This is a genomic window from Citrobacter amalonaticus, from assembly GCF_001559075.2.
Classification (GTDB): domain Bacteria; phylum Pseudomonadota; class Gammaproteobacteria; order Enterobacterales; family Enterobacteriaceae; genus Citrobacter_A; species Citrobacter_A amalonaticus_F.
Window position 1 is genome coordinate 2,987,946 of the sequence record NZ_CP014015.2, and the last position, 15,124, is coordinate 3,003,069.

17 protein-coding genes and 1 pseudogene are annotated in these 15,124 nt (G+C 50.0%); 15 read left to right on the forward strand and 3 right to left on the reverse strand.

Going from position 1 to position 15,124, the window contains the following annotated elements; translation table 11 throughout:
• Positions 1-36 precede the first annotated feature (36 nt).
• From AL479_RS14420 to AL479_RS14480, 12 genes are all read left to right on the forward strand, one after another.
• The gene (locus AL479_RS14420) at positions 37-753 is read left to right on the forward strand and encodes a helix-turn-helix transcriptional regulator (RefSeq protein ID WP_049082522.1); all 717 of its coding nucleotides are present in this window, start codon (positions 37-39) and stop codon (positions 751-753) included.
• A gap of 35 nt (positions 754-788) precedes the next feature.
• Positions 789-1,241, forward strand: coding sequence for a hypothetical protein (locus AL479_RS14425; RefSeq protein ID WP_049082528.1), 453 nt, complete (start codon positions 789-791; stop codon positions 1,239-1,241).
• 71 nt (positions 1,242-1,312) lie between these two features.
• Positions 1,313-1,786 carry a hypothetical protein gene (locus AL479_RS14430; RefSeq protein WP_061076545.1) on the forward strand — a complete coding sequence of 158 codons (474 nt, stop codon included), beginning with the start codon at positions 1,313-1,315 and terminating at the stop codon, positions 1,784-1,786.
• A 120-nt stretch (positions 1,787-1,906) separates the two neighbouring features.
• Positions 1,907-2,728: a DUF932 domain-containing protein gene (locus AL479_RS14435; RefSeq protein WP_061076546.1), complete on the forward strand. Its 822-nt coding sequence runs from the start codon at positions 1,907-1,909 to the stop codon at positions 2,726-2,728.
• A gap of 30 nt (positions 2,729-2,758) precedes the next feature.
• Positions 2,759-3,199 (forward strand): antirestriction protein, encoded by a 441-nt coding sequence (locus AL479_RS14440; protein ID WP_061076547.1) that lies wholly within the window; start codon positions 2,759-2,761, stop codon positions 3,197-3,199.
• A gap of 12 nt (positions 3,200-3,211) precedes the next feature.
• Entirely contained in the window at positions 3,212-3,754 is a 543-nt protein-coding gene (gene radC / locus AL479_RS14445) for a RadC family protein (protein WP_061076548.1), read from the forward strand.
• Positions 3,751-3,972 carry a DUF987 domain-containing protein gene (locus tag AL479_RS14450; RefSeq protein WP_057101182.1) on the forward strand — a complete coding sequence of 74 codons (222 nt, stop codon included), beginning with the start codon at positions 3,751-3,753 and terminating at the stop codon, positions 3,970-3,972. The genes radC and AL479_RS14450 overlap by 4 nt, the downstream gene beginning before the upstream one ends.
• A 25-nt stretch (positions 3,973-3,997) precedes the next feature.
• Positions 3,998-4,354: a type IV toxin-antitoxin system YeeU family antitoxin gene (locus AL479_RS14455; RefSeq protein WP_057101183.1), complete on the forward strand. Its 357-nt coding sequence runs from the start codon at positions 3,998-4,000 to the stop codon at positions 4,352-4,354.
• Between the two features lie 20 nt (positions 4,355-4,374).
• Positions 4,375-4,743: a TA system toxin CbtA family protein gene (locus AL479_RS14460; protein ID WP_061076549.1), complete on the forward strand. Its 369-nt coding sequence runs from the start codon at positions 4,375-4,377 to the stop codon at positions 4,741-4,743.
• A 627-nt stretch (positions 4,744-5,370) separates the two neighbouring features.
• The gene (locus AL479_RS14470) at positions 5,371-6,267 is read left to right on the forward strand and encodes a helix-turn-helix transcriptional regulator (RefSeq protein ID WP_061076550.1); all 897 of its coding nucleotides are present in this window, start codon (positions 5,371-5,373) and stop codon (positions 6,265-6,267) included.
• Between the two features lie 258 nt (positions 6,268-6,525).
• Positions 6,526-7,830, forward strand: a complete 1,305-nt coding sequence (locus AL479_RS14475; protein WP_061076551.1) for a glycoside-pentoside-hexuronide (GPH):cation symporter — start codon at positions 6,526-6,528, stop codon at positions 7,828-7,830.
• 61 nt (positions 7,831-7,891) lie between these two features.
• Positions 7,892-9,487 carry a glycoside hydrolase family 43 protein gene (locus tag AL479_RS14480; protein WP_061076552.1) on the forward strand — a complete coding sequence of 532 codons (1,596 nt, stop codon included), beginning with the start codon at positions 7,892-7,894 and terminating at the stop codon, positions 9,485-9,487.
• 82 nt (positions 9,488-9,569) lie between these two features.
• On the opposite strand, the gene AL479_RS14485 is transcribed toward AL479_RS14480, so the two are convergent.
• Positions 9,570-9,884: a PTS sugar transporter subunit IIB gene (locus tag AL479_RS14485; RefSeq protein ID WP_061077983.1), complete on the reverse strand. Its 315-nt coding sequence runs from the start codon at positions 9,882-9,884 to the stop codon at positions 9,570-9,572.
• Between the two features lie 337 nt (positions 9,885-10,221).
• On the opposite strand from AL479_RS14485, the gene AL479_RS14490 reads away from it, so the two are divergent.
• The 3 genes and pseudogenes from AL479_RS14490 (at position 10,222) to AL479_RS14500 (ending at position 13,391) form a co-directional block, all read left to right on the forward strand.
• Positions 10,222-11,277 carry an NAD(P)-dependent alcohol dehydrogenase gene (locus AL479_RS14490; protein WP_061076553.1) on the forward strand — a complete coding sequence of 352 codons (1,056 nt, stop codon included), beginning with the start codon at positions 10,222-10,224 and terminating at the stop codon, positions 11,275-11,277.
• 233 nt (positions 11,278-11,510) lie between these two features.
• Positions 11,511-12,344 (forward strand): annotated as a pseudogene (locus tag AL479_RS14495) (class I SAM-dependent methyltransferase); the annotation flags it as partial.
• 156 nt (positions 12,345-12,500) lie between these two features.
• Positions 12,501-13,391, forward strand: a complete 891-nt coding sequence (locus AL479_RS14500; RefSeq protein WP_061076555.1) for a LysR family transcriptional regulator — start codon at positions 12,501-12,503, stop codon at positions 13,389-13,391.
• A gap of 4 nt (positions 13,392-13,395) precedes the next feature.
• Here the strand turns inward: AL479_RS14500 and AL479_RS14505 are convergent, their stop codons facing one another.
• Positions 13,396-13,803 (reverse strand): cupin domain-containing protein, encoded by a 408-nt coding sequence (locus tag AL479_RS14505; RefSeq protein ID WP_061076556.1) that lies wholly within the window; start codon positions 13,801-13,803, stop codon positions 13,396-13,398.
• Positions 13,800-15,014 carry a multidrug effflux MFS transporter gene (locus AL479_RS14510; RefSeq protein ID WP_061076557.1) on the reverse strand — a complete coding sequence of 405 codons (1,215 nt, stop codon included), beginning with the start codon at positions 15,012-15,014 and terminating at the stop codon, positions 13,800-13,802. Before AL479_RS14510 ends, AL479_RS14505 begins: the two co-directional genes overlap by 4 nt.
• Positions 15,015-15,124: the final 110 nt, after the last annotated feature.

The following is a 15,124-nucleotide window of genomic DNA, read 5'->3' on the forward strand; positions in this document are numbered from 1 at the left end:
TAATTCAGAGAGTTAACATCTCAGGAGAAATCTTTCATGACGCTTCAGGAACGGCGACATGACCGGCTTGCCGTCAGGTTGTCGTTGATTATCAGCCGCCTGGTGTCCGGTGAAACTCTGTTTATTCGCAAACTGGCAACTGAATTCGGGGTGTCAGAGCGCACGCTGCGTCGTGACTTTCGGGAACGTCTGATGTATCTCGACCTGGATTACTACCAGGGGCAGTGCAGTCTGCGCTCGGATATTCACAGTACGCGGCAGGAAATAGATATTCTGACCTTTGCTCACCGCACAGGGCTGGCCGGGGTTTTCCCGGGCTTTGACCGGCGACTGGTCAGCAGCCTGCTGGACTGTGATGAGCGACCTTGTCTGGTATGGCATCAGGACAGACCTCATCCCCCGGCAGGAAAGCTCTGCTTCTACAGGCTGGTCAGAGCTATTTCGGGATGTCAGCGCATCACCATTCTGACTGAAGGGGAGCGTCATGAGGCCGTTGCACCTTACCGGCTAATCGCCCTGGATGGTTACTGGTATCTGGTCGCTGAACATAACAGGCAACTACGTGTCTTCCGGCTGGATGAGATTCATCTGGTAAGGCCATCCCGGGAAACATTTATTCGCAGTGAGCTTCTCCATCAGCTGTCGGAGGACAAACATTTTATCTTAGCCTTACCTCATTTCCGTTTTATTCAACAGTCGCTGAATTCATTTTCTCCATCAGAAAGTCGGGGGCAATCCGGACAAACTGATTAGAGATGGTCTCCATAATTAAATGTAAGGTTAATGCAATGAAAAAATTGAACTTATTGTCTTTACTACCAGTCATGTTGTTCCCCTTACTTATCGCAGGTAATGCTCATGCAGCACGTCCTTATAGCGGGTTCCTGCCTGCGGCAGTGAATAATAAGAGTGGGAATATATTCTGGTGTGATGCCCACCGACAGGTCAGAAAACTGTGTACAGCGACGGAAGTGGATTCAATGGGATGGTTTATTGTTGTTCGCTCGAAACCTTCCAGAGATTGTCCGGGTGGCATATGGGGGTGGATCACTCCCAGTAAAGACGGTGTAGCAACAGGCTATACGATTACGCCAGGTAAAGAATTCAATCTCACCATGAAGGATATGTGCAGTCCGGATATGAAGGTAACATTCCGCACGAATAAAAAGGACCCTCGTTATGACGATCTCGTCGGGATTTATGCCGGGAAAGAAGCGTTTCGCTACAAACAAATAAGATAATCCAACTGTTTTTTCATTACTTTATTGTTTCAAACAACAAAAGCTTTATTACATGATTTGAGGACAACATCATGCGACTGCCTTACGTAATAGTTACATTAGCTATGCTGGCTTCTGTATCAACAGCACAGGCTATTCCCAATATGTGGACGAGTGGTTTTGGGATGGGGGTGACGGAATACATTATCAGTAGCCCTGAGAAGGTGATTTTTAACCTCAACTGTACTGGTAATCCGGATGAACAGAACATTCTGCAACATGGCGTATTAGTGACCCTGCCCAATGGTACGATGTTGGATTCTCACGACAACGGGACAGAAATAACGGTGGTCATGGATAACAGTCAGTTTCCATTACCTTCATCCCTCGGCTGGAGGAATGGCGATAACGCCTGGGTGTCATTTATTGACGCGCTGGTTCTGTCGTCTAATTTCGATGTTTACGTCAACAATAACAAAGTTGGCTCCTTTAGTCCGGGTCTGAAGAATACGCAAAAAGAACTGTCTGACCTCAGTGAGTGCCGGACCACACGCTACAGCGATTAATTATTCACATTTCAGACCTCTCCAGCCCGCTACGCACCAACACCAGATAGCAACAGGCCATGCTCCTACGGGAACATGGCCTTTTTTGTTTTTATTTGATTATCAGATAAGGAGTTAGCCATGCGATTAGCCAGCCGCTTTGGCCGTATAAACCAGATACGCCGTGACCGGCCTCTGACCCACGAAGAGCTGATGAGTCATGTCCCCAGCGTGTTCGGGAGTGACAAACATGAGTCTCGTTCAGACCGTTATACCTACATCCCGACCATCACCATTCTCGAAAACCTGCAGCGTGAAGGCTTTGAGCCGTTCTTTGCCTGCCAGACGAAGGTCCGTGACCTGAGCAAGCGGGAGCACACCAAACACATGCTTCGCCTGCGTCGTGCCAGTCAACTGACCAGGCATCAGGTACCGGAAATTATTTTGCTCAACAGCCATGACGGCTCCTCGAGCTACCAGATGCTGCCGGGGCTGTTTCGTGGCGTCTGTACCAACGGCCTGGTCTGCGGTCAGTCGTTCGGAGAAGTGCGGGTGCCGCATAAAGGTAATGTCGTCGAGAAGGTGATTGAAGGGGCTTACGAAGTGCTGGGGGTCTTTGACCGGGTGGAGGAGAAGCGCGATGCGATGCAGTCGCTGGCGCTGCCAGCCCCGGCCCGTCACGCACTGGCAAATGCTGCACTTAAGTATCGATTTGGAGAGGACCACCAGCCGGTCACGGTATCGCAGTTGCTGACTCCTCGTCGCCGGGAGGACTACAGCGATGACCTGTGGACCGTCTACCAGCGTGTCCAGGAGAACCTGATGAAAGGTGGTCTGTCAGGGCGTAGCCCACAGGGGAAAAGCAGCCGTACCCGTGCTGTTACCGGCATTGACGGCGATGTGAAGCTCAATCGCGCTCTGTGGGTGATGGCAGAAAATATGCTCGAGTTTTTCGGGTGTTAAACAACAGTTCCGGCATAAGGAGATAGTTAAATGGATACACAACACCCTCAATTCGCTCAGCAGACAGCAATTACGGCCTCAGTGGTCCCTGACGAGCTACGCATCGACTTCTGGCCGCAGCACTTTGGCACCATCCCGCAGTGGATAACGCTTGAGCCCCGAATATTTGGCTGGATGGATCGTCTGCGCGCTGATTACAGCGGCGGCGTCTGGAGCTTTTACACACTCAGCAACGGCGGCGCATTTATGGCTCCGGAGCCCGACGGTGAGAAGTGGACGTTGTTCAACCCGATGAATGGCAACGATGCGGAGATGAGCGGAGAGGCTGCCGGTATAGCGGTCTGCTTGATGGCATACAGCCACCACGTCTGTCGCACCGAGTGTGACGCAATTAGTGAGCACTATTATCGCTTACGCGACTACGCGCTAAACCATCCAGAATGCAGCGCCATTATGTATCTAATCGACTGAGGAATACCTGACATGAATACCACATTACCCCCGGTGTCATTGCAGTCTGAACTCTTTCCGCTGGCGGTTATGGCTCAACATGATTGCCTGCTCCCCGCGATCTCCGGATTGACACCCTATGCCCAACGGACCATCCGCCGCGCTATCAACCTGCTGGATAAATATCTGCGCCAGCCTGGAATAGCCTTTACCTCAAGTGCTGCAGCCCGTGACTGGCTTCGGTTACAGCTGGCCAGACAGGAACGGGAAGTGTTTATGGTGCTCTATCTCGATAACCAACACCGTTTACTGGAGAGCGAAACGCTGTTTGCAGGTTCAGTTAACCATGTGCAGGTCCATTCCCGTGAGGTGGTGAAGTCTGCGCTTCGCTTCAATGCTGCAGCTGTCGTACTGGCGCATAACCATCCATCCGGCGATCCGGAGCCCAGCAAAGCCGATCGCCATATGACTGACAAACTGAAGGAGGTGCTGGGATTGGTTGATGTGAAAACGCTCGATCATCTGGTTGTCGGTCAGGATGGCATTGTGTCGTTTGCGGAGCGAGGCTGGATGTGAAAATCATCAGTAAGCGCCAGGCCATGGCTCTATATCGGCAACATCCTGGCTCCCGACTGTTTCGCTTCTGTACCGGTAAATATAAATGGTCTGGCAGTATCTGCCATTATGCTGGCCGGGAAGTTCAGGACATACGCGGCGTTCTGGCCGTGTTTGCTGAGCGCCGTCATGATCGCAATGGTCCCTATGTCATTCTTCGAAGCGTCACTCTCAATTAATCCTTCCCTTTAATCAGGAACAATAATGAGCATTCACTCAGACTCCGGTACCAAGCCGGAGAATCCCGCCAGCCAGCCGTGGGGACTTAAACGCGCTATTACACCCTGTTTTGGAGCTCGTCTGGTACAGGAAGGCAGCCGGGTGCATTTTCTCGCTGACCGCGCCGGGTTTAATGGTGCTTTCAGCGACGAGGATGCGTTGAGCCTCGACCAGGCATTTCCATTAATACTCAAACAACTGGAACTAATGCTCATCAGTGGCGAGCTCAATCCCCGCTATCAACACAGCGTCATGCTTTACCACAACGGACTCACCTGCGAAGCCGATACGCTTGGTAGTTGTGGCTACGTATACATCGCCGTTTATCCCACTCAACGTTAATTATTTTCACGAGAGAAAAAATGAAATTTCTACCTGCAACAAATATGCGGGCGGCGAAGCCATGCCTGACGCCCGTGACTATCTGGCAAATGTTACTTACTCGTCTGCTGGAACAGCATTATGGCCTGACACTGAACGACACGCCGTTCAGTGATGAAACTGTTATTAAGGAACATATCGATGCCGGTATCACCCTGGCTAATGCCGTTAACTTTCTGGTAGAGAAATATGAGTTAGTTCGTATCGATCGCAATGGATTTACCTCTCAGGTACATGCACCATATTTGACTGCGACAGACATTCTTCAAGCCAGGAAAGCGTGCGGGCTGATGAGCCGGTGTTCTTACAGGGAGGTAAGTAATATTGTTCTTAGCCGATCACGGCTGTGAGGGGATGGAGATCTGAGAAGGTTTCCACGATACGTGAAGAATTTGATGAGATTAACGACTCGATGAAAGGCTCATCGAGTCGCATGAAAAACAAGATGGGGGCACAAAAGGGGGCATTTATAAAGATGAAACAAGAAAATAATTATACTTATCAAAGGATTTGTATGTTTTGTTTTGTTCCTATTATCGCACCATTTCATTTGCTACACCCAATCGTCCGTTTTCTCTACATCCCGCAACGTCGTCCGTTTCTTTCTTCACTGCTATCCGCGTTTAGTCGTTACAGCTTGATGCCAAAATGTGTGGTGGGGGAGCAAGTTTCAATAAGGCCTCCTGTTTGTCGGTCATATAAATATCCGTTTGTTTAATTTTTCATCTGCTTTTCATCGTTGGCGCGTTTTCGCGGATGTTCCATGCGTTTAAACATATGTGGAATAATGGTTCAGTCGATGTTTACGGACTAAAAAAAAGATTGTCAGATAATTATTAACGTTGATGCTGGGATAGAATAAATATTGTTCGACAACTAAACCGCCATACCCGAGGCGCAACATCAAAATCCGGTGTACTCGGCTTCGCCCATGTGCTATCACATCGCAAACACTTCTCAATTTTTTGAAAAAAATTATGCCGACACCGATTAATGCTGATTATTTTTTTGAAAAATTAGAGACTAAAACCGGTCTCGATTACATCCTGAGGGCTCGAGAAAAGGTGCCTGAAAAAGGAATGTACATAAAACCTCATGTCCATTTTGAACACGAAATCATGTGGTTTCGCAAAGCAACGGGCAGCTATAGCATTGGCCGGGAAAAGTTCAGGATTGAGAATAACACCTTGATCTATGTCAGTCCGTTAGTCCTTCATGATATGGAACTGGAATTTACAGACGATCATGAGCGTTATATTTTACAGTACGATAGGGTAATGCTCAGTAATCTGAAATACCTTCTCCCGGTGCTGGAACCGCATATCGGCGTCGTCACCTGTCTGAGCGAAAAGGAGGCTGACAGGCTGGATTTCATTTTTAGATGGTTTTCAGACGTGAACGATGAAGATCATACGGAAAATGAGATTAGGCCTCTGCTCATTCTCTTGCTGAATACGGTACTTCAGCATGTGATGACTTCGGATAAAATTTTGTCTGAAACGGATAGCCAGTCAATATTTAGCATGATCATTAACTTTGTGATTGCTGTGGAAACAGGGACATCTTTTAACATCAGCCTCAACGAGGCGGCAGATGCAGTTGGGTTGTCACCCGGCCATTTCTCCAGAGTATTTAAAAAGGTTATGCAGGTCAGTTTTAAAGAGTATTTACTGCGTAAGAAGATTGCGATGTCGGTCCAGTTGTTGCGTAATACCGATCTTAGCATCACAGACATCGCGTACAAATGTGAATTTACGGATGCCGCTTACTATTGCTATCAGTTCAGGCGATTTATCGGCGTTACGCCGAAAAAATTCAGAACCAGCAATCTCACCTCTGAGCAGCTTAAAATTAACGAAAACCTCTCCAGTTAACCCTTATCAGTTGCTACCGCTAATGATTACTATTGATAACGATTCTTTGGTTTTGCACGTTTAAAAATAAATCACGCGAAGTATCACCCGCAGAGAGTTCTTGCCGGAAATGTGATCCGCACATAGCGGCTGGCGCAAAAAAATTATATAAATGACCCATTTTTCTACATTTTTTATCCCTGATTGCACTTATCTTTTATATTGAGGCCGGCCCTGGATATTTGAAATTCTTGAACCTCTCAAGTAAAAGGTATTTTTATGAATAAGTCAGGAGTCAAAGAAAAAATAGGTTATGGATTAGGTGATGGCGCATCCAATATTATCTGGCAAACCATTATGCTGTTTATGGCCTATTTTTATACGGATATCTATGGATTAAGTGCTTTTCATATGGGGACAATGTTTCTCGTTGTCCGGGCATTTGATGCGGTTGCCGATGTCTATATTGGCTATCTTGCTGATCATACCAAAACGAAGTACGGCCAGTTCAGACCTTATTTACTTTGGTTTTCTCTGCCCTTTGGTGTCTTTGGCGCGTTGACATTTTATACGCCTGATTTTGGCGAGACGGGCAGGATTGTTTATGCATATGTTTCTTATACTGCATTGTCTCTTTTTTATTCTCTCGTCAACGTTCCTTACTGTGCATTAATCAATAATATTTCAAAGAATGCAAAGGAACGGGTTTCACTGCAGTCGTATCGTTTTGCCTTTGCGGCATTAGGCGGCATTATTGTGTCTGTCGTCGCGCTACCGTTAACCAAAATACTGGGCGCAGGCGATTTGCAGAAAGGTTATTTTCTGGCGATGGTCATCATGGGGGGCATGAGTACCATCATGTTCTTTCTCTGCTTTGCACTGACCAAAGAGCACTATGTTAAAGAAGTGGACAAAAGTCATAACCTACGAGGGATTTATCAGGAACTGCTGATCATTATTAACGATTTCAACTGGCGCTGTATCTTTTCGCTCAATATCGCCAGCCTGATTGCTGGCATCTTAAAAACGGGTGGGGCGATCTATTTTGTCAGTTACTATATGAAAAGACCTGATTTAGTCAGCACGGTACTGGTTATTATTCTTTGCACACGATTTGTGGGGGCAATGTCCACCACTTTGCTGTACAAGAATTTTGATCGGGTACGGGCCTACAAACTGACACTGGTGATTCAGGCTGTCATTCTGACTGCACTGTTTGCCGTCCCGGCGGAATCTGTCATGTTGATTTGCAGCGTCATTTGCCTGATCCATTTTATTGACTCAAGCTCGGCCCCTTTGCAATGGAGTCTGTTGAGCGACATTATTGATAATGTCGAGAAAAAATCAAATCGTTCATTAAGCGGACTGGTCTTTTCCACCAATTTATTTGCCATCAAAATTGGTATTGCCGTGGGGGGCGCCATTATCGGCTGGTTGTTGACCTTTGGTGGTTATATCGGGAACGCCGCGATGCAAACGGATCTCGCTACTCTGACGGTGCGCCTTATTTTTACGATTATCCCGGCCGTTTTTGTCTTAATCATGTTTTTTATTATGCAGCGATATCGTTCATATGATGCGTAAGCACAGTGGTATCACTCCGTCAGTATAACGTAAATTCATTTTTGTCTTTCAGGACGTATCTATGACCACAATAACCAACCCGATTATTTCAGGTTTTAATCCTGACCCCTCCATCATCAGAGTGGGTGATGCCTATTATTTAGCGACGTCAACCTTTGAATGGTTTCCCGGCGTTTGTCTGTATAAATCGTATGATCTCAAAAACTGGCGACTTATTTCTTATCCGTTGAATCGGAGAAGCCAACTCGACATGATGGGGAACCCGGATTCTGGCGGAATATATGCCCCCTGTTTGAGCTACGATGCGGACCGGTTCTATCTCATCTACACCGATGTCAAAAATGTGAGCGGACGTTTTTGGGATAGCAATAACTATATTGTGACCACTGAAGATATCGAAGGCGAATGGTCTGAGCCGGCGTATCTCAATAGCCGGGGAATTGATCCTTCGCTTTTTCATCATAGCGATGGGAGCAAGTGGCTGGTGAGTATGGAAATGAGCTATATGGACGGAGGGGAGGCCGGATTTCCAAAATGGAATGGCATTATTATTCAGCAATATGACGAAAAGAAAAACACGCTGGTCGGTGAATGCCGGAAAATATATGCCGGAACCTCGCTTGGGATCACCGAAGGACCGCATCTGTATGAATATAACGGCTGGTACTATTTGCTGGTTGCAGAAGGCGGCACCTTCTATAACCATAGCGTGACCGTGGCACGTTCAAAACATCTGTTTGGCCCCTACGAAACCGATCCCATCGGCCAAATGATGACATCACGTTTCAATTGTCGTCTTCCGCTTCAGCGCGTCGGACATGCCGATCTTATTGAAAACAGTCAGGGGGAGTGGTTTATCGTTCATTTATGCGGTCGACCATTACCCTCCAGAGGCCGCAGTCCGATGGGGCGAGAAACGGCGATTCAACAGGTTTACTGGAATGACGAGGGCTGGTTGCGACTGGCAAATAACAACGTCGAGCCGGATCTGAGAGTACAAACGTCTCTGAGAGAGTTCCCCTGGCCCGCGCTCCCTGAAAAAGATGATTTTGATACGCCCGTACTGCCGCTGCACTATCAGTCGTTGCGTATCCCCTTGAGCGAAGAGATGTGTTCGCTGAAAGAGAGAAAAGGCTGGTTGCGATTGCGCGGTCGTGAATCACTGAGTTCACATCACTATCAGAGTTTACTGGCACGAAGACAAACCGATTTCGCCTTCACTGCGCAAACCTGCGTCGATTTTCATCCTCGTTCATTCCAACAAATGGCAGGATTAGTCTGTTTTTACGACACGACAAATTATATTTATTTGCATATTTCCTGCAGTGAAAAGGGTGAGAGGACGGTTAATTTGATGATTAACGACCTTAACCGATTTTCACTGCCGACGGGGGAAGGTATTGAGATTACCGGTGATGGCCTGGTGTATCTTAAAGTCTGCGTGAAAGACGATGCCGCCAGGTTTTATTATTCGTTGGATGAACGCACCTGGTTCCCGGTAGGTGATCATGTGGAATACAGTAAACTTTCCGATGAGTATTTTAAAGAAAGAGGCATTGAACGCTTCACCGGGGCGTTTGTCGGGATGTGTTGTCAGGACTTCACCGGCGAGCGCATTTATGCCGATTTTGATTATTTCCTCTATTCCGCAAAATAATAGCAAATGAATCGAGGGGATGAACGTGAGAATCCCCTCGACCGTTATCGTTCATAATAAGAGGCCACTGCGGCCTCATGTGTCAGGCTGCCAGCTCAGGCATATTCTCCTTCACAAAATGTAAAACGTTCTCTGCATCCAGGGACGCATAGGGCAGGCTTTCAATAATGGCAACTGGACGCGCGTTGCCGACAATTTCATAAATCTCAGAGAGTTTGTATTGAATGTGCGGCGCAATGAGAAAACCGTCAAAAGCGGGAGCAACGCTGGCGAAATTATCCAGTCCTACCGCGCTAATCATGAGAGGGTGACCGCTGCTATCTGCCAGTACCTGCATCTTTTTGGCAAGCGAATTTGCCGTATTCCCGAACAAACAACAAATCAGAAGCTTTTTCATGTTTTTAACCTCCTGAAAACGGTTCTCAGAATAGGGCTGGACATGCGCAAAAAATGAGCGCCACATCTTATTTACGTGACAAATATATTGCCGGATTGACCGTACAGGCAGGCGTTCATCCGGCCATCGGCAGCGATGTCGACTAGACTTAAGCGGGTCTGCGTTGCTAACGCTGTTAATTTATGAATCAGGTTCATAAGGCCATGCCAGTGGATACCCTTACTGCCTCTTCGTCTAAACGATATTCTGCATGACATCGCCAGCGAGTGACGACGACAAGGCCTGCGCGCTGTGTCGTCCCTTTCACGCCATATGACCCATCATCAGGAGAACATTCATGACGCTTAATGTAAAAGGTTACGCCGCGTTTGCCGCGAAAGAAGATTTGGCTCCGCATCAATTTGTTCGCCGCGATCCGCGCGACAATGATGTGGTTATCGAGATTTTGTATAGCGGGGTCTGTCACTCGGACATTCATAATGCGTTCAATGACTGGGGCGGCGCGAAATACCCGATGGTGCCGGGTCATGAGATTATTGGTCGCATTACGCATGTGGGTAGCGCCGTGACGAAATTTCGCGTCGGCGATTACGCCGGGGTGGGGTGTATGGTTGACTCCTGCCAGCACTGTAAACCTTGTGAGCAAGGGCTGGAACAGTATTGCGAAGAAGGAAACACGCTGACCTATAACGATATCGATCGCCATGATCATATGCCGACCTACGGCGGCTATTCCGATAAGATCGTGGTGACCGAAAAATTCGTCATCAAAATTCCCGAGACGCTGGATCTGAAAGGCGCGGCGCCGCTGCTGTGCGCCGGGATTACCACCTGGTCGCCGCTTCGCCACTGGAAGGTGGGGCCGGGCAGTCAGGTTGCGGTGGTGGGATTAGGCGGTCTGGGCCATATGGCGATCAAACTGGCGAAAGCGCTGGGGGCGGAGGTAACCCTGTTTAGTCGCTCCCCGAACAAAGAGGCGGATGCCCGTCGGTTGGGCGCCGCGCATATTGTGATTTCAACCGATGAAAAGCAAATGCAGGGCGTCTATAACCAGTTCGATTTGATTATTGATACCGTTCCGTATGTTCACGATCTGAAACCGTATATCCCTACACTGGCGCTGAACGGTACCCTCGTACTGGTGGGGTATCTGGGCGATCTGGATCCTGTGCTGAACAGTACGCCGCTGATTCTGGGGCGAAAATCGGTGGCGGGATCGGTGATCGGCGGCATCGCTGAAACGCAGGAGATGATCGATTTCTGTGCCGAGCACCAAATCACGTCAGATATTGAACTCATCACCATCCAGGATATTAATGTCGCCTGGCAGCGAATGCTGAAAAGCGATGTGAAATATCGCTTCGTGATTGATATGGCTTCGCTGAACGCATGACGAAGTAAAGGCGGTACGCGGTACCGCCTCAGACCGCTGACAAAGCAGGAATAAAACGTGGTTTTCCTGCTTTGTAGTTATCAGCCGAAATCAGATTTTCCTGCTGACAAAATATGATCCGGTGTGAGCTGAGCAGGAAGTAATATTTCCGGGATCATGAGACAATACTGTCGTAGTGAAGGAGTGCTGGAATGATATTTCAGCCACCAGGCACATTACGATGAGATCAACGGATGAATCTTCTTGAACTGACGCTTCTGAGTGGGCAATACAACGATCGTGAAACGGGCGGAAAGATCCCGTGGAATGATCCGGATTTCAGCCGCAGAATGCTGGAAAACCATTTGTCACAGGAACACGACTGGGCCAGTCGTAAACTCTCGGTCATTGAACAACAGGTCGACTGGATCGCCCGCCAGCTTCCCGTAGGCGCAACAATACTTGATCTGGGATGCGGCCCCGGCTTTTACACCCAACGTCTCGCGCAGCGCGGATTTGATTGCACTGGCGTCGATTTCTCTCCGGCCTCTGTGCAGTGGGCGCGAGAACAGGCGCAGAGCGCAGCGCTGGACATTGATTATCAGGAACAGGACGTCCGCGACTACCAGCCTGACGGCACTTTTGATTTCATCATGATGACCTTCGGTGAAATCAATGTCTTTAGCGCTGAGGATGCGCAACGACTGGTGTCGCGCAGTGCAGCCTGGCTGAAGCCGGGGGGCAAGTTGCTGATTGAAGTGCATACGTTTGACGAAGTCAAAAGGCAGGGAACGGCGCCCGCGTCCTGGCAGCGCTGTCCGCAGGGGCTGTTTCTCGCTGAACCGCACTTGTTATTGAGCGAAAATCGCTGGGATGAGGATAGGCAAACCAGCACTACGACGTTCTGGGCGCTTAAGGCTGACGCCAGCGTTGTGCATTTTAGCAGCCAGACGCGTGCCTGGCGGGACGAAGAGTACCTGCAGTTGCTGGCGCAGTGCGGTTTTCACACGGTGACCCGCATTGCCGCTGAAGAGTGGCCGGTCAGTGAAACCTTTGCCGGGAAGCTCTATGCCCTGATGGCCCATCGCGATACGGCGTAAATGATAATCTACCTTCTCGCTAACCAGAGAAACCGGATGCCCGATAGCTTATGCCGTCGGGCATTTTTTTAGACCGGGGAGCCTTACAATGCGGGGAGTGATTCACTATCATGCCTGAATCCCGCACCCTGTCAGGATCCGCCCATGCTTAAAGAAAACTTCAACGAACTGCAGATCTTTCTGGTGGTCGCCAGAGAGCGGAGTTTTACCAAAGCCGCTGCGAAGATTGGCGTTTCACAATCGGCCCTCAGCCACGCGATGAAAGCGCTGGAGGAACGTTTGAACCTGCGGCTTTTGACCCGCACCACTCGCAGCGTGGCGCCAACCGCCGCTGGCGAGAGAATTATCGCCTGTCTCGAACCGCGTATTGCCGATCTTGAGCAGGAACTGGAAGCGCTCATTCAACTGAACGGCACCCCCTCAGGCCATATCCGTTTATCCGCCGGAGAGCACGCGACACGCAGTTTACTGTGGCCGAGGCTGAAACCCTTTCTCAAAGCCTGGCCGCAAATCAGTGTCGAACTGGTGGTCGATAATGGTTTTGTGGATATCGTAGAAGGCCGTTTTGACGCGGGAGTGCGTCTGGGCGAAAGCGTCGATAAAGATATGGTCGCGGTAAAAATCGGCCCGGATATGCGGATGGCGGTGGTGGGATCGCCAGACTATTTTGCCGATCGTCCCGCGCCTGAAACACCGCATGAATTACAGAATCACCGGTGCATTAACATGCGCCTGCCTACTGCTGGCGGCTTGTACCACTGGGAATTCGAGCGAGACGGAAAGCCGCTGCGCGTCAGGGTGGAAGGGCAGTTGACCTTAAACCTGCTCACCGAACGCGTTGATGCCGCACTGTCCGGATTTGGCCTCACCTGCGTGCCGGAAGATTCTGTCGCTGAGTACGTCAAATCCGGCGCGCTGGTGCAGGTTCTGCAGGCGTGGTGCCCTGAATTTCCGGGCTACTATCTTTACTACCCCAGCCGCAAACAGCACCCGCCCGCGTTTGCGCGCCTGATCGAGGCGCTACGCTACCCCTGAGTGATCAGGGTAGCTGGGCGTAGGCTTCCTCACTGACCGGCTCCAGCCATTCGTTGGAGGCTCCTTGTGCGGGGACTTCGACGGCAAGATGAGCAAACCAACTGTCGGCTGCCGCGCCGTGCCAGTGTTTTACGCCGGGCGGAATATTGACGACGTCTCCGGCGACCAGCGGCTGTGCCGGCTTATTCCACTCTTGATACCAGCCGCGCCCGCCGGTCACCAGCAGAATTTGCCCGCCTTTGTGGTGGATATGCCAGTGATTGCGACAGCCGGGTTCAAACACCACGTTGCCAATATTCACACCCTGCGTGGACAGCATATTCAGATAGCTGGTCCCCTGAAAATATTGCGCATACGCTTCATTTTTCGGCCCTTTCGGGAAAATACCATTACCTGCAAATTGTTCGTTCATGATTTCTCCTGGGTTATGAGGGGGGCGGTCAATGCCATCACGGCACTGGCGACGGTAAACAGGGCGATGACCCAGCCCATTGTCCAGGGTGTGCCGTCGCTGAACAGGGCCAGAAGCAGCGATGAGATAATCCCACTGCCGTACTGTAGCGAGCCCATGAGCGCCGACGCCGAACCGGCAACGTTGGGCAGCGCGTCCAGCGCACAGGCGGTGGAGGTGGCGGCGATAATGCCGTTCATCGAGAAGAAAACAAAAATCGTCCCGACGATAAGGCTAATCCCACCGAATTTCAGCCCGGTCGCCGCCGCCAGCAACAGCGCGGCAAGCGTGGCGATCCCTATGGCAAATTTCAGTAACCGATCAAGCGGATAGCGATGCACCAGACGCCGGTTCACCAGGCTTACAGCCATCAGCCCCACGATATTCAGCGCAAACAACCAGCCATAATGCTGAGGTTCGATGCCAAAATAGCTGATGTAAACAAACGGCGAGCCGGTGATAAACGCATACGCCGCAACGTAGTAGAACGTCAGGCAGAGTGTGAATCGCAAAAACTGTGGATGCTTCAGCAATGCATAATAGTGGCGAAAAACGCCGGCGACAGAGGTTTTCAGCCGTTTTTCGGTGGGTAAGGTTTCAGGTAGCCAGAACAAGGTCATCAGGATGAAAGCGCCCACGATCGCCAGCAGCCAGAAAATGGCATGCCAGGAGGTGATTTTGATCATCTGGCCGCCCAGCAGCGGCCCGCCAATCGGGGCAATCGCCATCACAATCATCAGCGTGGAGAGCATTTGCGCGGCACGCGTCCGGCTGAACAGGTCGCGGATCATCGCGCGCGCCAGCATCGGGCCGGTACAGGCGCCCAGCGCCTGAAACACTCGCCAGAAAACAATTTGCCCAATACTGGTTGAGAGGGCACATCCCACCGAACCGATGATGAACAGCGTAATGCCAATGAAAAGAGGCAGGCGGCGGCCGAAACGATCGCTGATTGGCCCCCAGATGAGCTGTGCAATGCAAAAGCCAATCAAAAAACCGGTGATGGTCAATTCGGCATCACCCTGTAAATCGTTCGCCATCACCGGCATGGCGGGTAAATAAATATCCGTGGATAAGGACGTAAACGCCATTAGCGCACTGAGAATAAGCACAAAAGTAAGGCCAGTCGATTTACCGGTTGCGGTGAGCGAACACGCCTGAGAGGTAATCATAGTCATCCATCGGGATATGAAGAGTGAGACGCAGTGTAGCGTTTTCAGACCCAGAGATAATGGTCGCCAACGGGATAGCCACTATGAATGTCATTCATAAATCCCGGTCA